We start from the raw sequence: 21,998 nt of genomic DNA, 5'->3' as shown, positions 1-21,998 counted from the left end.
AACTGTTGGTGGTGAGCTATGGTAAAAATAAAACCTTCTTTCAAACCAGTTTGTTAGAAAGAATATTTGAAAAGTAAGAAGGGAGGGATTATAAAGTTCTCGAATAATAACAACAAAATTGGAAAATATATTATGATCCCTCTTACGGAGATTTTCTGCTTAATTGATGATTTTTGCAAGCATTTTGATACGGAGCAAAATAAATATATATTACCAAATCCTAACCGTAAGCGTAAAGTAGTTTGCAGTATAGGACTCTCAGAGATTATTACTATTATAGTAATGTTTCACTTGAATCACTACCGTACCTTTAAAGATTTTTATTTATGCTGCTTATGTCAAAGTTATAGAAAGGAATTTCCAAAACTTGTGAGCTATAGTCGTTTTGTTCAGTTAATGCCAATGAGCTTCATGCCCATGGTATTACTGCTAAAAAGCCTATCAGGAAAACAAACTGGTCAATATTATATCGACTCTACTAAACTTCCTGCTTGCCATAATTTAAGAATTAATAGACATAAAGTATTCAAAGACATAGCAAAAAGAGGTAAGACTTCCACTGGGTGGTTCTTTGGTTGTAAGCTACATATTGTCATTAACACGTCAGTTCGGGATAAGATATAGATGAAATAGTAATAGATAAAAGGATTGTCAAAAAGGAGTGCCTGCAGTATTTATATTTTTAAACAAAAAAACAAACTACAGGCATGAAAAAAGATATCACAGAATTATATAGTTTTATAGATGATTTTTGTAAAATTTATTTGGAGTATGAACAGAGAAAGTTATTACCATCAAATAAGCAAAGAAATCGCTGTTGTAGCATGAGTCTAAGTGAAATGTTAACAATAATAATTATGTTTCATACATCCTATGCTAAGAATTTTAAATTTTTCTATAAAAGTTATATAGAGTGCATGCATAAGGATGATTTTCCCAAAGCCTTGAGTTATAATAGATTTGTTGAATTAATGGCACGATTATTCATACCGCTAAATATGTTGATTCATTTGTTGTTTGGTGAGGAAACAGGTATTTATTTTATTGACTCTACAACGATTAAAGCTTGTCACAATAAAAGGCGTTATAGCAATAAAGTTTTTAAAGGATTAGCCAAACATAGTAAATCCTCTATGGGGTATTTTTATGGTTTTAAATTACATGTAATAATCAATAATAAAGGGGAGTTTATGGCATTAAAAGTGACCAAAGGCAATGTAGATGATAGGGTTCCAGTACCGGAGTTAACAAAAAGATTAACTGGAATTATAGCAGCTGATAAAGGTTATATTAAGCAAAATTTGTTCTTAAATTTATATGAAAGAGGCTTAAAAATGATTCATGGAATTAAGAAGAATATGGAAAATAAATTAATGGATTTGAAAGAAAAAATCTTACTTCGAAAGCGTAACTTAATTGAAACAGTTTTTGATTATCTAAAAAATAAAATGAACCTTGAACATACTAGACATAGATCACCAATAAATGCCTTTGTCCATATATTATCTACTCTTGTTGCTTACTCATTAAAGAAAAATAAACCTTCAACAAAATTTGATTTTAATCTACATGTTCACAATATCCTTATCCCGAATTGACGTATTAACAGTTGCGGAGAGATTATGAGTTTTTCTTTAACTCCAGGAAATGTTGATGATAGAGCAGTGGTGGAAAATTTAGTAGATAAATTACAAGGCTGGCTTTTTGGTGATCGTGGGTATATCAGTAAAAAACTCACTCAATCCCTTGCTAATCAAGGTTTAGAACTAATAACAAAAATTAAAAGTAATATGAAAGAAAGAATAATAGATCCTATTAAAAAGCGGTTTTTAAATAAAAGGTATATTATTGAAACCATTAACGATCAACTAAAAAACCTTTGTCATATAGACCATACAAGGCACAGATCTGTTATGAATTTTCAAACTAACGTATTAGCTGGACTGCTTGCCTATGTTTTTAAGCCTAATAAAATTTCTGTAGCTTTTGGAAAATTAAACAATCTCAACCTTCCTCTTACATCAAACTGAGGTTAATATTACCTCCTGTGAAATTTATTTCTATTTGATGATTTTTTACTTTCGATTGGTAAATTAATCCTGTACAATTTGTCATGGCAAAACCCTCTATGTAATCTTCTTTTAACACTGATATTATATAGTATTACAAGGGTTTTGTCTCTATTCTTTCATGCAATATTCAGGCTAGCCCCAAATTCTCCTGAATTACGTTAATTCGGGATAAGGATTAGTAAAAATAGCAGACATATATACACTACGAAGAGCAATTAATGTATGAATTCACAGAAATGCAATTTATACATATCCAAAATCTTGTATTAGTTATAGCTAAAGCATTTTTACTAATCCTTATCCCGAATTAACGTGAATTGACTATATCAACTCAAATAATTTGAAGAATTAAATAATTTTTTATAAAAATCTATTAGTGAGAGAGTAATTTTGGTTATACTAGGAATTGACCCATCTTTAGCTGGTATGGGATGGGGAGTAATTGATACTGATCCTCTGAAATATTTAGCTAGTGGGGTGATAAAGACTAAATCAAGTGAGCTGATGCATAAAAGGTTAGCTTTCATTACGGCGTCCTTGCAAAAGGTAATAACGCAATATCAACCTGTTATTGTTGCGATGGAGGAGACTTTTGTTAATATGAATAGTGTATCATCTTTGAAATTGGGATATGCTAGAGGGGCGGTTATGTCACTTATTGGAGGATATGATGTTGCTTTTCGAGAATTTAAACCTAATGTTATTAAGAAATCAGTAGTGGGATATGGGCACGCTGAAAAAAATCAGGTTTTGCAAATGATTAAGCTTTTACTACCAGGGGCAGTTGCTATCAGTAATTTTGATGAAGCAGATGCTCTTGCGGTAGCCTATGTTTGCTTTGCTTACACCCCAAAAGTTTGAAAAATTAATATATAATATAATTAACCTGAGTTTGACGTAAGCACCAAACAAAATGCTAAGCATTATGTAATAACATAAACAAACTGTTGGTGGTGAGCTATGGTAAAAATAAAACCTTCTTTCAAACTAGTGTGTTAGGAGAAAGAATATTTGAAAAGTAAGAAGGGAGGGATTATAAAGTTCTCGAATAATAACAACAAAATTGGAGAATATATTATGATCCCTCTTACGGAGATTTTCGGCTTAATTGATGATTTTTGCAAGCATTTTGATACGGAGCAAAATAAATATATATTACCAAATCCTAACCGTAAGCGTAAAGTAGTTTGCAGTATAGGACTCTCAGAGATTATTACTATTATAGTAATGTTTCACTTGAGTCACTACCGTACCTTTAAAGATTTTTATTTATGCTGCCTATGTCAAAGTTATAGAAAGGAATTTCCAAAACTTGTGAGCTATAGTCGTTTTGTTCAGTTAATGCCAATGAGCTTCATGCCCATGGTATTACTGCTAAAAAGCCTATCAGGAAAACAAACTGGTCAATATTATATCGACTCTACTAAACTTCCTGCTTGCCCTAATTTAAGAATTAATAGACATAAAGTATTCAAAGACATAGCAAAAAGAGGTAAGACTTCCACTGGGTGGTTCTTTGGTTGTAAGCTACATATTGTCATTAACAGTTGCGGAGAGATTATGAGTTTTTCTTTAACTCCAGGAAATGTTGATGATAGAGCAGTGGTAGAAAATTTAGTAGATAAATTACAAGGCTGGCTTTTTGGTGATCGTGGGTATATCAGTAAAAAACTCACTCAATCCCTTGCTAATCAAGCTTTAGAACTAATAACAAAAATTAAAAGTAATATGAAAGAAAGAATAATAGATCCTATTAAAAAGCGGTTTTTAAATAAAAGGTATATTATTGAAACCATTAACGATCAACTAAAAAACCTTTGTCATATAGACCATACAAGCCATAGATCTGTTATGAATTTTCAAACTAACGTATTAGCTGGACTGCTTGCCTATGTTTTTAAGCCTAATAAAATTTCTGTAGCTTTTGGAAAATTAAACAATCTCAACCTTCCTCTTACATCAAACTGAGGTTAAGTAATAGGCAAGCATTGAGCAACAACGCCCCCAATTTCTTATCAATTAACTATACCAGTAAAAATCATATAAATTATAGTATAGATTAACTAAAATGACACATAGTTATCATATTAATAATTTATTTTTATGTAAGAAAACAATTTTATCTATTATTTGACTTGAATATTATACATTTTAAGCTAGAATCACCAGTACAAAAAATGAGGTTTACTATGAAAAATTTACTAACTATTATTCTAACTTTGGCTTTCTCTATTTCTGCTTTTGCTGCGAGTTCGCCTTCTGATAAAAAAGATTCAACTGCTACGGATCAGCAACAAGAAGAAAATGCGGGTGACCAAGATACAACAAACACGAAGAAAAAAGACGACAAGAAAGAAGAAAAGAAATAATTTCTTTTCTTCTACAGGCTGGTATAGGATATTTTCTATACCAGCTCTTTCTTTCGATGCTGTGAAAAGTGGTATCATTCCTGGACGTTTCGTCTTCTTGTTATTCTCCCGTTGCATTCCTTAGTTATAGCTGAATTCTTGTTATTTCTGTGGAAACAGACCCGCAAAATAAGTTGAAAACTATTAGACATGTTTCAAATATAATATATATTCATTTTCTAATCCGAAAGTGTGGTTTTATGAATTTGTTTATTGCTATTATAATTATGGAAATTTTGGCTGGGGCTGAGGTAGATTTATTTGTCCCTAGTTTTCCAGATTTACAAGATGCCTTTAATATTTCTACTTTTAAGGTCGAATTCCTACTAGGAATAAATCTTATATCCCAATGTGTTACCGCCCTAATTGTTGGAAATTTAGGAGACAGGTTTGGTAGAAGAGTAATTATTCTTATAGGTCTTGTAATATTTGTGATTGGCAGTGTACTTTGCTTGTTTGCCATCGATTATTACATGATATTATTTGGTAGATTCCTGCAAGGGGTTGGTATATCTGGAGTAGCGGTGCTTTGCTATCCAGTACTCGCTGATATATATTCGGTCGAACAACAACAACAAATGGTGGGAACTATCAATGGTACTATTAGCTTAGCTATGGCTTTTGCACCGGTAGTAGGAAGTTATGTAAATTTTTTGCTTAGTTGGCGAGGTAATTTTGCTATACTGTTAATATTGGGAGTCTTGTGTTTGATAATCGGCATATTATTTATTCCCAAAGGGCAGGCAAATGATAATGTAAAAATATCCCTAAGAGAATATAGCGTAGTCTTTAAGTCTAAAAAAGCTATCTATTATCTAATAACCCTGATTTTTTTATTTCAAGCTTATTGGGTGTTTATTGGTATTGCTCCTATCTTGTATATGCGAGATTTAGGGGTTCCTATTCAACAATTTGGTCTATATCAAGGAGCATTGGCAGCAATATTTTCAGCTTTTAGTTTTAGCAATGGGTATTTATTAAACAAGTTTGGACAGAAAAAATGTTTTTTCTTTAGTATTGCAGCACTGGTATCTTTTATAATTGCTGCTATAATTTTGATTATACTTAAAACTAATGATCCATTAACAATAACAATAGTAGTACAATTAGTGGCAATTGGTAGCATATTTCCTTGTAATATATTATTACCTCTTGCCTTAGATAGCATACCAAAGGCTAAAGCCAGGTTTAGTGCTATATTTACCTCAGGAAGATTGATTATTACAGCAATATGTTTGCAATTGGCTAGCTATTTTTATCAGGGTAATTTTACGTCATTAGCAATTGTTATGTGTATCACTATAGTTATAGCATTGATTTTCTGTTATAAACTATTGCAAGAAGATAAGATTTTTAATAAATCTGAATTATAATAATGATAAAAAATAATTTTATTCTAAAAGTAGCAGTTCGATATTTTAGAGCCAAGAAGAATGAGAGATTTATTTCTATTATCTCTGGTTTTTCTTTGATCGGTGTAACCATTGGCGTTGCTGCATTGATCGTAGTTATGTCCGTTATGAACGGTTTTCATTATGAGTTAACTAAAAACATTATTGGGCTTAATGGTGACATTAACATAACCCCAGTATCACGTTCTATAGCAAATTATGATGAAATTAACAAAAAGTTACTTAGTAAGAATTATATAAAACATATTTCTCCAAGCGTTGTGGGTCAAGCTCTAGCACTAGGTAACAGAGCAAATAGTGGTGCGGTAATTAAAGGTATAGATTTAAGTGAACTCAAATATAAAAATCAGATTTTACAAAATGTTAATACCGGAGATTTTGCTGATTTTTCTGGTAAAGATGTGGTGGCAATTGGTAATGAACTTGCTTATAACCTAGGAATTCAAGCAGGAGACAAAATAAAATTAATTTCTCCTAATTCAATTTCTACTGCCTTTGGTAGTATGCCTAGATCTAAAGAGTTCATGGTTGTGGCTACTTTCACTAGCGGAGCGTATGATTATGATGCAGCAACTATTTTAATGCCGCTTATTGCCGCACAAAATTTCTTGTCTTTTGGTGAAGTTATTAATCTAATCGAGGTAATAACAATAGAACCGAGTAACGCGGGAGTTTTTGCTTGGGAGATACAAAATATTTTAGGCTCAAAATTACGAGTGATAAGTTGGCAAAAATCGCATTTACAGTTTCTAAATGCTTTAGCTGTTGAAAGAGTAGCAATGTTTACTATTCTTTCCTTAATTATTATGGTAGCAGCCTTTAACATCGTTTCTAGCTTGTTTATGTTGGTTAAAGACAAAACCTCAGATATTGCAGTACTTCGTACTATTGGTGCAAGTACTAGGCAAATTATGCTTATTTTTATTTGTAACGGCATGTTTATCGGTGTGCCAGGTACTGTTTTAGGTATAATATTGGGTACAAGCTTTGCTTATAATATTCAGTCTATTAAAAATATTTTGGAAAAAATAACTGGTACTAAAATTTTTGAAGCAGCAATTTATTATTTATATAGTCTACCATCGAAGGTAAAAATGGAAGATATAACATTAGTGGCAAGTATTTCTATAGTTTTATGTTTTTGTGCAACAATTTATCCGGCATATAAAGCTGCTAAATTGAATCCTGTGGATGCCCTTCGTTATGAATAAAGCTGTATTAACATTAAAAAATATTTCTAAAAAATATCAGCAGGGAAAATCTATTGTTGAAGTATTAAGTAATGTTAACTTAACTGTAATGCAAGGGGAATTAGTTGCCATAATAGGTTCTTCTGGTAGTGGTAAGTCAACTTTACTACATATAGCTGGTTTACTTGATACCCCGAATAGTGGTGTGGTAGAAATAAATTCAATAAATTATTCCCAGAATTATGCTCATATAATAAGATTGCATAATATAGGTTTTATCTATCAACGACATCATTTACTCAAAGATTTTACTGCCTTAGAGAATGTAGCAATGCCAAAATTGATTGCTGGTAATAATCATAAATCAGCTTTTAGGGAAGCAGAAGAGTTATTAGTAGAGTTAGGACTGGCTAATAAAATACATAACATGCCGGGTGAGTTATCTGGTGGCGAACAACAAAGAGTAGCTATTGCCCGTAGTTTAATTAATAATCCTCAAATTATTTTAGCTGATGAACCTACCGGTAATCTAGATCCTAATACAGCTAACGAGGTTTTTAACTTATTGCTCAAAACTGTCAATCAAAAGAATACTTCTATTATTGTGGTAACTCATAATCATGAAATGGCAAGTAAAATGCATAGAGTATATCAATTAAAATATGGTGAATTGTTAAATGGCGGATAAATTTGAGTTTTATCACATCTGTTACGCTCCTACACAGATATAGTCAATTAACCTGAATTAGTGCCGAGTATGCACCCCAAACGTCATTGCAAGGAGGCACAAGCCGACGAAGCAATCCATTTAATAGTTTTTTTTGGATTGCTTCAATGCCAATAAAGTGGCTCTGAGGCTAAATATTAATCGGATTTATAACGTTGCCAATTCAAGTTATATAATATTATATAGCTTTTTCGCTATTAGCGAGAGTTATTATAATTTCTAATGAAATCAAATTTATAATTCTTCTTGCGTAATGCATTAATTAGATTTTGTAAATTTTCTTTACCATTGAAGCAATCTTGGAACATCTCATCATGCATTAATAAAATTAATTTATTAGGTAATGCAGTATCTTTTTTTGCAAATTTAGCATCTATCTCCTCTACTAGATGCTCAACAGATTGTATAGGGCAACCATTATTATAGTGAGTCCATTCTAAATCCCATCCATATAGGTAAAAATCATTCTTGTATATAGCATCATCATCTATCTTTTCAACTTGATCTTCCTGTTTTGAAATATACGGATCATCTCTAGTTAAGTTAGGAAGACGGAATACATTTCTCCCAGGAAGTCTAGTATCAATATGGGAACCTTTTAAACCTAGCGTATCATTATTCTTTTTAAGATCATTAATTACCGATGGAATATCGCGATAAAATTGCTGATAGCGATTATGAGCATGAGAATAACTGTGATTCCCTATCTGAATAAAAGGACTCTTCTTAGCTAAACTCACAATATCCTTTGACCAACTACTAGAATCGTAGTGTAATCCTACCATAAACATGGTAACGGGTATCTTTTCTTTAGTCATAACCGCAACGACATTTTCTGTTCCTCTAAGCGATCCATCGTCTGAAGTAATATAAATGGTGTAACTAGCGTATGAAAAGCCAGCATAAAATATACTCGTCATAAATAGTAATAAACAAAAATGGTTTAATCTTACAAGAGTTCTTAGTATGTTCATATATTCCTCAGTTAATCTGTTTGGCATAAAAATATAGCTAACCTTTAGTATTTATCTATAACCAACAGAAGTCATCGCAAAAAAGCGTAAACCAACGAAGCAATGGCGTTAACCAAATATAGAATTACTTTTAGTTATTAGACCTCTTGCATAACCTAAAGATAATTGAGGAATTTTTAGGAAAAACGAAGTCGAGTACCGCAGCATACTAAGATGTACGTGAGGAACGGAGACGAGTTTTGACAACAAAATTACCAATTAGATTAGGTTATGCAAGAGGTCTATTGTAAGCAGCCTCCTACTGTACCAAAGAAAATATTGAATGTCTATACCAAATAATATGCAACCGTAGAATCAATAGTTGACAATAATCAAAGAGTATAGTTAAATAACATTGTGAGGCAACTAATTTTTCAGCAACTTATAACTAGCAAAAGAAATGAGTAAATATTTTATATTACTACTGATATTTATAATGCCTCTTAATTCATTAGCTCAACAAATATCTATATCTAATTTTGTTGCACCAGTTACTTATTTTGTCGATCATACTAAACAAATAAAACTACTCAAACATAATTTAGATAAACATCGACAAGCAAGTATTATAGGAACTAGTGGTATGGGGAAAACCCAACTTGCTAGAATGTATTGTTATGAGAATCAAAATAATTATAAACTCATATGGTTTATTGACTGTAATTTAGATATTAATCAAGAGTTTCTAAAGCTAGCTCAAGCTATTAATAGTACTGCTAAATCTAATCTAGTATCAGAAGATATGAGGTTAGTACAACAAGAAGTAATAAGCTATTTATCGAATCAAGATAAATGGTTATTGATATTTGATAATCTGAAAGTCAGTGAAAATAAAAAAGTTCAAGAATTTGTTGATTGGGAAAATAACGGACATGTTATATTTTGTTCCCAAGATAGTGAAAGATTACCTAACGTAATCAAAATGACTGCCTTTAAAAGAAGTGATGCCATTACTCTTGCTAATAATATTCTGGAAAATAATGATCCAAAATTAGCAGAATTCTTGAGCAAAGAATTTGCTGGTTATCCTATTCTAATAGTACAAGGGACACAATTATTAAATAATATACAAGGTTTAGATATAACAAAATATAAGAAAAAAAATTCAACAATCAGCAGACAAAATTAAATTAAATATTATGTTAGCTATCAAGGAATTAAAGCCAAATGCTAAAAAATTACTAAATAAAATAGCCTTAATAAATAATCAAGGTTTTTCAAAAGAACTTTTAAAAATTATTACTGATGATCAAAGTACATTGAATGATGATATTTATCAACTGTCTAAATTTGCCTTAATATCTAACATTGATTCTAATGAAAATAATCCGATCTTTGAAATGCACGATGTTATTGCTCAAAAAATAGCTGAGATTGATTGTAGCGAGGGTAATAAAGCTTATTTAGAGGATATCATTACCAAATTAATAAATTCTGTACCAAAGAATGTAATACAAGCTCGTATTTTTAGAAGTGCTAAAACTATCCAAGAAAATCTTGAAATAATTTTAAAAAATTCAGAGAAATATAATTCAAATATATATAAACTTATGGAGCTTAATTTTCAAATAATGCTTCAATATCATAATTCTCTTGATTATTATAATGCAGAAAAAAAGGTTAATTGGTTTAATAAAGCTTATCAGGAAGGAAAGTTTAAATTATGGTTAATGAATAATGATAAAAAATGTGCATATGCAAGTTATGTACAAGCAATAGGTGGGTATCATAGGGGCTATTCTAATTATAAGATGGCAATAAAATATTTTATAAGAGCGAAAGAAATATTTGATAATGTGAAAGGTTATGAATCTTTTAAATGGACTTTATTTTATAGTTTAGCAATATGTAATATTGCATTAGGACAGATTCAAGAAGCAGAAAAAAACATTAAAATTATAGAACAAATGTTTAATGAAGGTTTAGCAGATAAAAGTGACTTAGGATATATACATAGTGCTAGAGCAAAATTATTATTTGTACAAGGTAAATATACTGAATCATTAGAGCAAACTAATAAAATTATAGAAATATCCATTAAAAATGGACTAAGTCCTGATGACCTATTTCTTGTCAATCCTTATTTACTTAAAGTAGAACTATTAAATTATCTTAAAGAATACCCAAAAGCATATATTCAAGTTGAGAAATTATACAATTTGTGTAAATCTTCCCAAAAAGCACCTCCTGAAATATTAGGTCGCATTTTTACCCAAATGGCAAGTAGTGAATTAGGACTAGGTAAATTAGACCAAGCCTCAGATCATGTTAATAAGGCTATCTCCATATTTTTAGCCGATGACCGTAGGAATCCTAAAAATGCAAATTATTCGGAAGATCCAGATTTAGCAGCAAGTTATGTAGTCCAAGGTAATATTTTATTTGCTCAAGATAACATAAAAGCAGCTATAGAATCCTACAAGAAGGCTTATAGCATATATCATTATTTATATAGGGATAATCGTAAAAATGTGGCTCAAGTGAGTTACTTATATAGTCAAGGAGCTAAAGCATCATGTAAAGCAAAAGACTTATCTAGTTATAAATTTTTTGGTAAACCGCAAGTAAAGGAGTTTGGCATAAATTATCCTAATACTGTATCTATGTTTGAGTATTGTAAACAATATGATATGGATTTATGGGCAAAAGAAAAATAAAAGGGCTGTATATTTTTGCTTTAAATAGTAGGACTCTTTTTATAAAATGAATGAATTACAACAACAAGCATCAGATCCCCAATATTCTGTTTGGGTTTCTGCCTCAGCCGGTACAGGCAAAACCAAAATTTTAACAGATAGAGTGCTCAGATTGCTGATTAAAGGGGTGGAATTTAACAAAATTTTATGCCTAACTTTCACTAATGCAGCTGCCCTTGAAATGCAGAATAGAATTAGAAATAAACTTGCTAAATTTGCTGTAGATGGAACTGCTAAATTGACGAAAGAGTTAAGTTTATTACTTACTAGGGAGCCTTCAGAAAGTGAGGTACAATATACCAAAACTTTATATTACAGGTTATTAAACTCTGAAGATGGGATTAACATTTATACTATTCATGCTTTTTGTCAAAAGATGCTTAAATTATTTCCTTTAGAATCGAGTATCAATCCAGAATTTCAGATTCTTGATGATATTACAGCCTCAGGGGTTGTTAACAAAATAAGAAACCAAATCTATTTAGATCCAACTTATAATGAGCTGATTAGTTTCTTTTTGACAAACTTCCATGAAGTAACCATCAATGATATTTTTTCTGAAATAATCCAGCAAAAGATTAAGTTTAAGAAACTATTTGCTAAGCAAGTGGATTACAAAGAACATCAAACTATTAATTCTTATGTTCCTGAGCAATTATCAGAACTTTATAGCCATGCTTGGCAATTACTTGCAAAATACTCAATAGCTATTAACCTGGATCAAGAAATTCAACTATTTTTTCTTACTAAAGAAGGTACTAAGCGTAAGAATATGTTGCCTAAATCTATAGCAACAAACTATCCAAAATTATTGAATGAACTTGAATATATTCAAGAAAAAGTTTTTCAGTTAGAGCAGCAAACTAAAATGCAAGATATGGAAAATTATTCAAATTTGTTGTGTAATTTAGCAAAAATTTTTCTTGATAAATATGAGTCCTATAAAACTGAGAACAGCTTACTGGATTATGATAATTTAATTTATTTGACACAATTATTATTAACAGATGATACTACCAAAAATTGGGTGTCATATAAACTTGATGGTGGGATTGAGCATTTGCTTGTTGATGAAGCACAAGATACTAGCCCTGAACAATGGAGCATTATCACTGCAATTATAGCAGAGTTTTATTCTACCACTAAGCATAAAAAGAGTACTATTTTTGTTGTGGGTGATGAAAAGCAGTCGATTTTTAGCTTCCAAGGAGCAAATCTTAGCTCTTTTAATTCTGTTAATGCAAATTTATGTAAAAAATTCTCTGAGGCAAATAAGAATTTCAAAAATATTACTCTTGAATGGTCATATAGGTCTACTGAAAAAATTATCGATATTGTCTATCTAATTTTACAACAAATTAAAAACACTACCCCTCAATTATTTACCTCTGAGAATCCTAAAATTTTGCCATTTCGTCAAAATGATAAAGGTATAGTAGAACTCTGGCCACTAGTTAGAGGGAAAGAGACTAAATTATTTTGGCCCTTACCAGAAGAGCATAATAAATCCAAATCTGCTCAGCAAGTACTTGCGGAACAAATCGCTAATTTTATAAAAAGCCAGATAGCAAGCCAAAGAATCTTACATGCCACTAATTCCGAAGTTAAAGAATCAGATTTTATGATTTTGGTACGTAAGAGAGATGAGTTGGTTTTTGAAGTTATTAATTGTCTTAAGCAACATGGTTTACAAGTAGAAGATGTTGACCGAATCACTTTAGATAAAAGTTTGTCAGTATTAGACTTAATAGCCATAGCAAAATTTGTGCTACTACCTCAAGACGATTTGAATTTGATTGGTCTATTAAAATCCCCAATAATCGGCATGGGTGAACAAGAACTACAGTTGCTTGCAATTTCTCGTGGCAAAAATTCTATATGGGAATATCTGCAAAATATACCAGAATATACAAATATATATAATAAACTATGTTATTTTTTACAAATATACAAAGTTGCCAATTGTGGGAATTTTTTCTCATTGATTGTCGATTGTTTGGATATTAGAAAAATCCTAGTTGAATCTAATGGATTTGATAGTAATGATGTAATAAATGAATTGATATATTTAAGTAGCAATTATACTAATAATATCGATAGCTCTCTGCAAAGCTTTGTTTATTGGTTTGAAAATAACAAAATTGATATTAAAAGGAACTTAGAATCGTCAAGTAAGATAAAAGTCATGACCGTCCATGCTTCTAAAGGTCTACAAGCACCGATTGTTATCCTGTGTGATACTAGTTCAGTGCCAACTAATAGCAATAAATTTATCTGGGATCAAGATGGCAAAATGTTCTCTGTCCTCCAATCATCTAATAGCCCAGAATTTTTTAAAGCTCTCAAGGAACAGGAACAACAAAAAGACTTACAAGAATATATCAGACTACTTTATGTGGCAATGACCAGGGCAGAAGATCATTTAGTGATATGTGGTTATCAGTCAAGTGGTAATAAGCTGCCACAAAATTGTTGGTATGAGTTAGTTTCTAGAGCAATGAATATGCATGGTAATATAGTGAGTTGACATTGTTATAAAAAGGCGATACAATAATGTCATTATTAGCAACTATGAGTAATAGGATGACAACAAGAAGATATAGAATAATATATGAATCGTATGATCATAAGCAACCCACTACAACAATTTCAAGAGTAGAAGTACTTAATGGCGAGCTTAACGAACCAAGTAATTGTCTAGATTTTTCCATAGGTTTGGATAATCAAATTGCTTTAATTCAAGGAGTACAGGATATAGTTTTGCAGGAAAAGATTCAATTAATCCATAAACTAACAAAAGTTACTTGCCCTAAGTGTAAAATTAAAATGCATAAGACTGGTGTAAATAAATCTACTTTTCACGATGTTTTCACTGATCATAACATTGTAATACAGAGATTTAAATGCCATAATTGCGGATATGAAACGCACTCTACCGTCCGCACGTTATTGCAGGGAGTAATTTCTGGTGATTTAAAAAAAATACAAGCTACACTAGGTGCTACACATAGTTTTAGAGAAGGAGAGAAATTATTTGAATTATTTTCTGGTAAAGATCGGCAAATTAATAATCATAATCGTATTAAACAAGTTACAGAATCAGTTGGCAATGCTATTGAAGATATCAATGCTGATGAGAAGGAAATGCTCATTACTGAAGATGCTGTTGAACTAATATTAAATGTAGATGGAGGACATATAAAGACAACAGAGGATCAACGTAGTATGGAGGCTATGGTGGCTGTAGTTTACAAACCAGAATCTATAAAATCAAATAGTCAAGATACCAGGAATTATATTATAAGTAAGAATTGTGCAGCGTCAATTAAGGATGATCGTCAAAAACAAATTATAAGTTCTACTATTATTGCAGCATTGAAACAAGGCTTAAGCCCAAAAACACATATTACCGCACTATGTGATGGGGCGGCAAATTGCTGGAATATAGCAAAGGCACTAGAGCCTTTGTGTGCTAAAATAACTTATATTTTAGATTGGTTTCATTTGGGTATGAAATTTGAGAATATATCGTTACCAAAAAGGCTAAAAGAAGATCTGATGCATATCAAGTGGCATTTATGGAGAGGAGATGTGGAGAAGGCGATGATAAGATTTAAAGAAATATTAGCACTGACAAAAGAAGAACAGCATCATGATAGGATTAAAAAATTATCCCAATATGTTGATAATAATAAAGATAAAATTGTGGATTACTCAACAAGGAAGGATCAAGGGCTGATCTTTACTAGTAATCTTGCTGAATCAACTGTTGAGAGTTTAATCAATCAAAGATGTAAAGGGCAGCAACACATGAGATGGTCTAGAGAGGGGTTAAATCCTATTTTGCAATTAAGATCTATAATCCATAGTAATGATTGGTCTAGCAAATGGAAAACTGCGGTACTAAATGCTGCTTAATAATTCACTATATTACACTTCCTATGTCGGTTGCCTTGAATACTGCGAGAAAGCTCTTCTAAGAATTTATTCATTGCCTGTGTGTTTGCATATGGTAAAATTAATGCAAAAGCTTCTCCTGTATCATGGCAAGCAGCTCCATAAATATATGTTGAAATGAATTGCTGTTGCCGAACTTTACGGGGTCTAGTGCCACGCTTAGCCCATATACGAGTTAAGCTACCTTGTTGCCCAACTCGAGTTTCATCCTGAGACCATATATCAACTTTACATCTATCGATATTTTTTGGTAATAATTTTGTTAACATGTCTGGGAAGTTTTTTTATATGTATTTTGAGTCTCTTGATTTGACTTTGGATGCATTGAACGAGAAGTAATCCAGCTAAAACCAAGGCGGTGCATAGTATTGTAGACTGTTTTTAAAGCGCATTTAGCACCATATTCCTCAAGTAACATGATATGTAGCTCCTTTCCAGTTATATACCCACCAGTTTTACTTTCACTGAGCGTATTGATTTTATCAAAAAGAGCAGACTCTTGTATAGTGTTAATCTTCCTAGGGGCGCCGCTTCTTTGTGATTCAAATAATCCTTCAAAACCATGATTCCTAAATCTTCTGAGCCATGATTGCACAGTTTTCCAGTGTGACTTCACTATTTCAGATATGGCTTTTAAAGATTTGCCTAATTGAAGGTGATACATCGCCAATAAACGTATACGATTTCGACCATGCGGCTCATGTTTCATCATTTTTATAAAATCATGACCATGAAAACCTTGTGGTAATATTAACCTAGCCATTTGAGTACCTTTATCAGTTAAAAACCCATTTTACACCACTGCGTTAATTATTGCAATTGGTATAATTAGTTTTCAATGCAAACTATATTTTAATGAGTTTGCTTAAAAGTGTAATAATTTCACAGCCTACGTCTTTCAAGGATTGTTTTTTTGAAAATATCATGAATTAATTTGCTTTGGGGCATTCGTGTGCGAACAATGTTCATTACGTTGTACTCGCTTATAAAAACAGAGTACAGATACGCTTTTTGTTACTAATAAATATGTCAATTGATGAAAAGCTGATTATATTATATGTTTATCTTTTAATAATGTAACAAGATCACCATTTTCATACATTTCACGTACTATATCACAGCCACCTATAAATTCTCCTTTTATATAAAGCTGTGGTATGGTAGGCCAGTCAGTGAAGGATTTGATATCCTCACGTAAGCTAAGACTGGTCAAAATATTAATATCACGAAATTCTATGCCAAGTTTTTTTAAGATAGAAACAACGGTAGCAGAAAAATTACATTGAGGAAAATTACTAGTGCCTTTCATAAACAACACAACATCGTTATTAGCAATTTCATTTGTTATAAAATCAAAATTTTTATTCTCTAACATCCTCAAACCTGATAAAAATTATGACTTCTTTTTACTCTTAAATGTTATATTATGCAAGCTCAAATAGTTGATAAAATCTTTGAAATTTTAAGCCAGAATAATTCTAATCCCCGAACAGAACTAGAATATGTTAATAATTTCACTCTATTAATAGCTGTGGTATTATCCGCACAAGCAACTGATATTTCGGTTAATAAAGCAACAAGATTTTTGTTTAAAGAATATAATACACCGGAAAAAATATTAGAACTCGGGGAAGAAGGATTAAAGAATTATATACGATCAATAGGTTTATTTATAACCAAAGCAAAAAATATTGTTGCACTTTCTCGTATTTTGATAGATAAGTATGATAGCAAGGTGCCAAATAATTTTGACGAGTTAATTAAATTACCAGGAGTTGGCAGAAAAACTGCTAATGTAGTATTGAATTGCTTATTTGGTAAATCAACTATAGCAGTTGATACACATGTATTCAGAGTTTCTAGAAGATTAGGGCTGGCAAGTAGTAACACCCCTCAAAAAGTGGAATTTGAATTAGTTGAAATTATTGATGCAAAATGGTTACAATATGCTCATCACTGGCTGATATTACTTGGTAGGTATATCTGTAAAGCACGAGTACCCAATTGTCCTGTTTGCCCAGTTAAAGAATATTGTGAATATTATGCTAACAATTTTCTGAAGTAACAAATTATTAGTTTTATAGCTGTGGCTGAATTTGTATAGAGTTATGGAGAGGTGGCCGAGTGGTTTAAGGCGCTCGCTTGGAAAGCGTGTTCACGGTAACGTGTCAGGGGTTCGAATCCCCTCCTCTCCGCCAATCGGCACAATTTGCTACTTTTTGCAATACCTAATCAGAAACCCAATAATCATTTACAACTAATATATAATTTTTTATAGTTTAATTGCTAAGCCGTTGTAAATAATGACGTCACCAACTTCTCCTGAACTATACGTGGTTTGACAATTATTAACCCACTAATATAGTCAATTCAGGAGAATTTAGGGCTAGGAGCGATGGAGTGCATAGGCGTCAGTTTAGAAAATAAAGTAGAAAAGTCGTCATTGCGAGCCACCGTAGGTGGCGTGGTAATCCATTTTTAATCACTTTTCTGGATTGCTTCGTCGACCTAAGGTCTCCTCGCAATCTGATGTATCCCCACGAAATTGTTGCAAAATAGCAAGAATTGATAGAATATCTTCATTATTTAATGATGATGGAGATAGTAGGTTATGGATGTAAAAACAGTATTAAATGAAGTAATAAAAGAACATTGTCCTTTTATACATAATAATCGTTTAAATGCGTTACTTGATGTTGCAGAAGGCTTGCGATATAGTCAGAATTTGTCTTTGAGTGCAATTGGCAGGAACTTGAGTGGTGATAGTAAAGTAAAACATAAAATAAAAAAAGTTGATAGATGTATAGGTAACAAACATTTATATAACGAGGTTGATAATCTCTATAGTGCTTTATCATATTTCATATTTGAGTTTATCAAGCATTCTAATGATGACAGTGTTGTGATTGATTTATGTTATCTTAAAGATGATCGCATGGTACAAATGCTAAGTGCTCAATTTTGTACAAGAGGGATGAGTTTACCTTTGTATCAAGATGTGTTTGAAGAAGGTGAATTAAAGGGCAGAACGGTAGAATTTTTAAATAAATTAAAGAGTATAATACCTGATGGAAAAAGGGTTATTGTGATTATGGACGCTGGCTTTCATATTGAATGGTTTAAGGAAATAGAAAAACAAGGGTGGAGTTGGGTGTGTCGGGTACGACAAGGAAAAGATTTAAAATTAGCTAAGAATGAGGATTGGATATCAGTTGAAAATTTCATGCCATCAATTGGTTCAAAAACGATGGAATGTGGTACGATTCTGCTAACCAAAGCTCATAAATATTCCTGCAGAATGGTTACAACTTGCAAAGTCCCTAAGGGTCGAGTGCAGAAGGTTAGCAGGAATCGTACTAGCAGTAAAACAGCAAATGGTTCATATAACAAAGCTGCAAAAGAACCTTGGATATTGGTAACTAACTTAAGTTCTGATGAATATAAGGGAGCGGAAATAGTGAGGTTATATAGCAAACGTATGCAAATAGAGGAGACGTTTCGAGTGATAAAAAGTCATAAATTTGGTCTTGCTGGAAGATATATTCGAACTTTAGATGTGAATAGATGGGGAGTTTTAATGTTACTATCTGCCATTGTTATATAACATATTGGGTTATAGGTGTGGTAGGCTATAGCCAAGGTATGCAAAGAATTTTCCAACCTAACACAGTAAAAGATAAAAAGATTTATTCGTATTTTACCCTTGGGAAATTTATTATTGAATTTAATTATTTGCATGCCATAAAACCATTGGTAGAACCCCTGGCATCTATTATAAAGACGGAGCTTTGTCGTGCTTAATTTCGTGGGGATACATCAGCTCGCAATGACGGTTTCTCAATTATTGTTTTCTTAAACTAACGCTTATGCGATGGAACTATAGTCAATTCAGGGGAATTTGGTGCTAGGAAAGATGGAGCGACGCCTATAAGTAATAGGCGAGCGACGAGTGACGACGTCACCAACTTCCCCTGAATTGACTATACCCCTATAAGTAATAGGCGAGCATTGAGCGACGACGTCACCAACTTCTCATCAATTGACTATAATGATTATGAACAATTATTTTGAGTTATTAGGCATAGAAAAAAAATATGATATTGACTTGTCTAATCTGGATCGTCAATATTTTTCTATGCAATTAAAATATCACCCAGATAGAATTAATTCTAACAGTGAAAAGCAAAAAAATTTAGCTATCTCTATTGACATAAATAAGGCTTATGCAATGCTTAAAGACGATTTAGCACGAGCTGAGTATCTTCTCTTGTTAAACAATATAGTTTTGGATGACATAACGGTTAGGCAAGGTATTTCAAAGGAACAATTAAATGTTGTGTGGAATGAATTAGAGTTTGTTGAAACTACTCAAGAATTAACTAAGTTACAATCTATGCTAAATAACAAGATTCTTGAAAAGCAACAACTTACTAAATCTCTAACTACTGCATTCCAAAATCAAAATATGCAAGATGCCGTTGATAGTACTATAAGATTTAAATATCTTAAAAACTTAATTAATAATATTCAGCTAAAAATCAAGTCATGCAAATAATAGAAATTAGTGAGGCTGGCTCTTCCCAGCATAAAGAAAATGATAAGAACATAGCCGTTGGCATTGATTTCGGTACAACAAACTCATTAATTGCTTTGTCAAATCAACAAGTGATACAAATTATCACAAATGATCAAGATTTAGAACTTATCCCATCAGTGATAGCCTTCCATGGTGAAAGCTTTATTGTGGGTAATCATGATATAATCGATAATCTTCGCTCTATAAAAAGGCTCTTCGGTAAGAAACTATCCGATATACAAAATAACCCGGCACTTTTTGCTTTAGTGAAAGATTATATTGATCTAGATAGTGAAATATTACGGCTGCAATTTGCTGGAAAATTGATGACTGTTCCGGAAATTGCCGCCCAAATCTTTCTCTATTTAAGGCAACAAGCTACTGAAAGATTAAACTCAGAAGTCAAAAAAGCGGTAATAACTGTACCGGCACATTTTAACGGTGCTGCTAGAGGAGAAGTAATGCTGGCAGCAAAAATTGCTGGATTTGAGGTATTACGGTTAATTGCAGAACCAACAGCAGCAGCCTATGCTTATGGTTTAAATAAAGAAAGCAGAGGGTGTTATTTAGTATATGATTTAGGGGGAGGAACTTTTGATGTATCAATTCTCAATATGCAAACCGGCGTACTTCAGGTTATTGCCACTGGCGGAGATAATATTTTAGGCGGTGATGATATTGATCACTTAGTGATGAAGTATTTTTGTGATAAATATAAATTAGTAGCATCTAACGAATTAATAAAATTAGCAAAAAAAGTTAAAGAAACACTTAGTGTACAAAATAAATGTAGTATTATAGATAATCCGACTAGTATTGCTCCCAATTTACAAACGTCATTGCGAGGAGCTACTTTAGTAGCAACGAAGCAATCCGTAAAAGTAACAAAAAATGGATTGCTTCACTCTACTACTCCTCGCAATGACACCAGTTTGTTACGGATAAATGCTAATCGGGTTAGCTATATATATGAAGAAAAGATGTTGGAGTTAGATATAGAAAATTTTGAGAGGTTAATAGCACCATTAGTAGAATGTACCATAGCTATTACTAAAGATACGCTAGAACAGGCAAAGAACCCTGATATTTCAGGTATTATCCTGGTTGGTGGTTCAACTCGTATACCGTTAATTAGTAAGAGTTTAAGGCAAACATTTAATACTATTATTTTTTCAGATATTAACCCAGATAAGGCGGTAGTATGGGGTGCAGCTCTGCAAGCAGAGAACCTAACTTCTGCAAATATTAATTCCTTATTAATCGATGTAGTGCCTTTGTCACTTGGTATTGAACTAAATGGAGGAATTACTGAAAAAATTATTCTGCGTAATAGCCCTATACCGATATCGGTTACTAAGGAGTTTACCAATTATGTGGATAACCAAAATTCTATGAAGCTACATGTGGTACAAGGGGAGAGAGAAATGGTAGAGGATTGTCGGTCACTTGCAAAATTTGAACTAAAATTGCCACTAATGAAAGCAGGGGGAGTTAGGATAGAAGTAACATTTTCTATTGATGCAGATGGCATTTTGTCAGTGTCAGCTCTAGAAAAAAATAGTAATATATCGCATAACATTGAAATAAAACCAAGTTATGGTTTGAATGAAAGTGAGATTACCGAGATTTTAGAAAATGCTTATCAAAATGCGGCTAGTGATCATAATAAGAAATTGTTACAAGAAACAATTATTAACACAAAATCTTTGCTTTATAATATAGAAAATGCTATTAGGGAGATGCCAAATCTTCTTGCAAAAAATGAAATGGAAAAAATTGATATGGCAATTAAAACTCTAAAAGAAGCAATAGACTCAAATGATCGTGATTACATTATAGAATGTAGCAAAAATTTTGAGAGTATAACAGAGCATTTTCTTGCCGAAAGATTAAATAGCACGGTGGAAGGCTTACTTAAAGGTAAGCATATTAATGAAATAAACTAAA

At 32.0% G+C, this 21,998-nt stretch carries 21 protein-coding genes, 1 tRNA gene and 3 pseudogenes; 20 read left to right on the top strand and 5 right to left on the bottom strand.

All coding sequences use genetic code 11. The features are described from left to right. Positions 1 to 132: 132 nt before the first annotated feature. The 3 genes and pseudogenes from NBW66_RS05995 to NBW66_RS05985 all read left to right on the top strand — a co-directional run. A pseudogene (locus tag NBW66_RS05995) lies at positions 133 to 603 on the top strand (transposase); the annotation flags it as partial. Positions 604 to 707: 104 nt separating this feature from the next. Beyond that, positions 708 to 1,598 carry an IS982 family transposase gene (locus NBW66_RS05990; protein WP_250310582.1) on the top strand — a complete coding sequence of 297 codons (891 nt, stop codon included), beginning with the start codon at positions 708 to 710 and terminating at the stop codon, positions 1,596 to 1,598. Positions 1,599 to 1,601: 3 nt separating this feature from the next. Beyond that, positions 1,602 to 2,030: pseudogene (locus NBW66_RS05985) on the top strand (IS982 family transposase); the annotation flags it as partial. On the opposite strand, the gene NBW66_RS14505 reads toward NBW66_RS05985, so the two are convergent. After that, entirely contained in the window at positions 2,017 to 2,148 is a 132-nt protein-coding gene (locus NBW66_RS14505; protein ID WP_284346734.1) for a hypothetical protein, read from the bottom strand. The pseudogene NBW66_RS05985 and the gene NBW66_RS14505 overlap by 14 nt on opposite strands. A 314-nt stretch (positions 2,149 to 2,462) precedes the next feature. On the opposite strand from NBW66_RS14505, the gene ruvC reads away from it, so the two are divergent. The 6 genes from ruvC (at position 2,463) to NBW66_RS05955 (ending at position 7,770) form a co-directional block, all read left to right on the top strand. Continuing rightward, complete coding sequence (gene ruvC, locus NBW66_RS05980; protein WP_250312023.1) at positions 2,463 to 2,933, top strand: crossover junction endodeoxyribonuclease RuvC; 471 nt, start codon at positions 2,463 to 2,465, stop codon at positions 2,931 to 2,933. 216 nt (positions 2,934 to 3,149) lie between these two features. After that, entirely contained in the window at positions 3,150 to 4,040 is an 891-nt protein-coding gene (locus NBW66_RS05975) for an IS982 family transposase (protein ID WP_250312022.1), read from the top strand. Between the two features lie 221 nt (positions 4,041 to 4,261). After that, positions 4,262 to 4,441, top strand: a complete 180-nt coding sequence (locus NBW66_RS05970; RefSeq protein WP_250312021.1) for a hypothetical protein — start codon at positions 4,262 to 4,264, stop codon at positions 4,439 to 4,441. A 239-nt stretch (positions 4,442 to 4,680) separates the two neighbouring features. Next, positions 4,681 to 5,853 carry a multidrug effflux MFS transporter gene (locus NBW66_RS05965; protein WP_250312020.1) on the top strand — a complete coding sequence of 391 codons (1,173 nt, stop codon included), beginning with the start codon at positions 4,681 to 4,683 and terminating at the stop codon, positions 5,851 to 5,853. A 2-nt stretch (positions 5,854 to 5,855) separates the two neighbouring features. Then, positions 5,856 to 7,103, top strand: coding sequence for a lipoprotein-releasing ABC transporter permease subunit (locus NBW66_RS05960; protein ID WP_250312019.1), 1,248 nt, complete (start codon positions 5,856 to 5,858; stop codon positions 7,101 to 7,103). Further along, positions 7,096 to 7,770, top strand: a complete 675-nt coding sequence (locus NBW66_RS05955; protein ID WP_250312018.1) for an ABC transporter ATP-binding protein — start codon at positions 7,096 to 7,098, stop codon at positions 7,768 to 7,770. The genes NBW66_RS05960 and NBW66_RS05955 overlap by 8 nt, the downstream gene beginning before the upstream one ends. Positions 7,771 to 8,006: 236 nt before the next feature. Here the strand turns inward: NBW66_RS05955 and NBW66_RS05950 are convergent, their stop codons facing one another. Beyond that, entirely contained in the window at positions 8,007 to 8,810 is an 804-nt protein-coding gene (locus NBW66_RS05950) for a polysaccharide deacetylase family protein (RefSeq protein ID WP_250312017.1), read from the bottom strand. 412 nt (positions 8,811 to 9,222) lie between these two features. Here NBW66_RS05950 and NBW66_RS05945 point away from each other — a divergent pair, with 412 nt between their 5' ends. From NBW66_RS05945 to NBW66_RS05930, 4 genes are read left to right on the top strand one after another with little or no spacing between them, the layout of a single operon-like run. Further along, entirely contained in the window at positions 9,223 to 9,951 is a 729-nt protein-coding gene (locus NBW66_RS05945; RefSeq protein ID WP_250312016.1) for a hypothetical protein, read from the top strand. A 10-nt stretch (positions 9,952 to 9,961) separates the two neighbouring features. Continuing rightward, complete coding sequence (locus tag NBW66_RS05940; RefSeq protein WP_250312015.1) at positions 9,962 to 11,479, top strand: tetratricopeptide repeat protein; 1,518 nt, start codon at positions 9,962 to 9,964, stop codon at positions 11,477 to 11,479. Between the two features lie 46 nt (positions 11,480 to 11,525). Continuing rightward, positions 11,526 to 14,045 (top strand): UvrD-helicase domain-containing protein, encoded by a 2,520-nt coding sequence (locus NBW66_RS05935; protein WP_250312014.1) that lies wholly within the window; start codon positions 11,526 to 11,528, stop codon positions 14,043 to 14,045. Positions 14,046 to 14,071: 26 nt separating this feature from the next. Beyond that, positions 14,072 to 15,436, top strand: coding sequence for a UPF0236 family transposase-like protein (locus NBW66_RS05930; RefSeq protein WP_250311117.1), 1,365 nt, complete (start codon positions 14,072 to 14,074; stop codon positions 15,434 to 15,436). Here NBW66_RS05930 and NBW66_RS05925 read toward each other — a convergent pair. The 3 genes from NBW66_RS05925 to grxD form a co-directional block, all read right to left on the bottom strand. Then, positions 15,433 to 15,744, bottom strand: coding sequence for a transposase (locus NBW66_RS05925; RefSeq protein ID WP_250312013.1), 312 nt, complete (start codon positions 15,742 to 15,744; stop codon positions 15,433 to 15,435). The two genes, NBW66_RS05930 and NBW66_RS05925, sit on opposite strands and share 4 nt — an antisense overlap. Further along, positions 15,738 to 16,238, bottom strand: a complete 501-nt coding sequence (locus NBW66_RS05920; RefSeq protein ID WP_250310542.1) for a helix-turn-helix domain-containing protein — start codon at positions 16,236 to 16,238, stop codon at positions 15,738 to 15,740. The genes NBW66_RS05925 and NBW66_RS05920 overlap by 7 nt, the downstream gene beginning before the upstream one ends. Positions 16,239 to 16,523: 285 nt before the next feature. Beyond that, entirely contained in the window at positions 16,524 to 16,850 is a 327-nt protein-coding gene (gene grxD / locus NBW66_RS05915) for a Grx4 family monothiol glutaredoxin (RefSeq protein ID WP_250312012.1), read from the bottom strand. Positions 16,851 to 16,901: 51 nt separating this feature from the next. Between grxD and nth the strand changes: the two genes are divergently transcribed. The 7 genes and pseudogenes from nth to NBW66_RS14975 all read left to right on the top strand — a co-directional run bounded on the left by nth (position 16,902) and on the right by NBW66_RS14975 (position 21,997). Further along, on the top strand, positions 16,902 to 17,540 hold the full coding sequence (gene nth, locus NBW66_RS05910; RefSeq protein ID WP_250312011.1) for an endonuclease III: 639 nt from the start codon (positions 16,902 to 16,904) through the stop codon (positions 17,538 to 17,540). A gap of 45 nt (positions 17,541 to 17,585) precedes the next feature. Next, positions 17,586 to 17,673, top strand: a tRNA-Ser gene (locus NBW66_RS05905). 413 nt (positions 17,674 to 18,086) lie between these two features. Then, positions 18,087 to 19,079 carry an IS4 family transposase gene (locus NBW66_RS05900; RefSeq protein ID WP_250312010.1) on the top strand — a complete coding sequence of 331 codons (993 nt, stop codon included), beginning with the start codon at positions 18,087 to 18,089 and terminating at the stop codon, positions 19,077 to 19,079. Between the two features lie 17 nt (positions 19,080 to 19,096). Then, positions 19,097 to 19,276 carry a hypothetical protein gene (locus NBW66_RS05895; RefSeq protein WP_250311069.1) on the top strand — a complete coding sequence of 60 codons (180 nt, stop codon included), beginning with the start codon at positions 19,097 to 19,099 and terminating at the stop codon, positions 19,274 to 19,276. A 253-nt stretch (positions 19,277 to 19,529) separates the two neighbouring features. After that, positions 19,530 to 20,030, top strand: coding sequence for a Fe-S protein assembly co-chaperone HscB (gene hscB, locus NBW66_RS05890; RefSeq protein WP_250312009.1), 501 nt, complete (start codon positions 19,530 to 19,532; stop codon positions 20,028 to 20,030). Next, positions 20,021 to 20,857: pseudogene (locus tag NBW66_RS14980) on the top strand (Hsp70 family protein); the annotation flags it as partial. The gene hscB and the pseudogene NBW66_RS14980, both read left to right, overlap by 10 nt. Before the next feature lie 174 nt (positions 20,858 to 21,031). Further along, positions 21,032 to 21,997, top strand: coding sequence for an Hsp70 family protein (locus tag NBW66_RS14975; protein ID WP_250312273.1), 966 nt, complete (start codon positions 21,032 to 21,034; stop codon positions 21,995 to 21,997). Position 21,998: the final 1 nt, after the last annotated feature.

The sequence above is a fragment of the Rickettsia endosymbiont of Oedothorax gibbosus genome (genome assembly GCF_936269705.1).
Classification (GTDB): Bacteria; Pseudomonadota; Alphaproteobacteria; order Rickettsiales; family Rickettsiaceae; genus Tisiphia.
The sequence above is the reverse complement of the archived record's forward strand: the minus strand, read 5'-3'. Positions and strand labels throughout refer to the sequence as shown.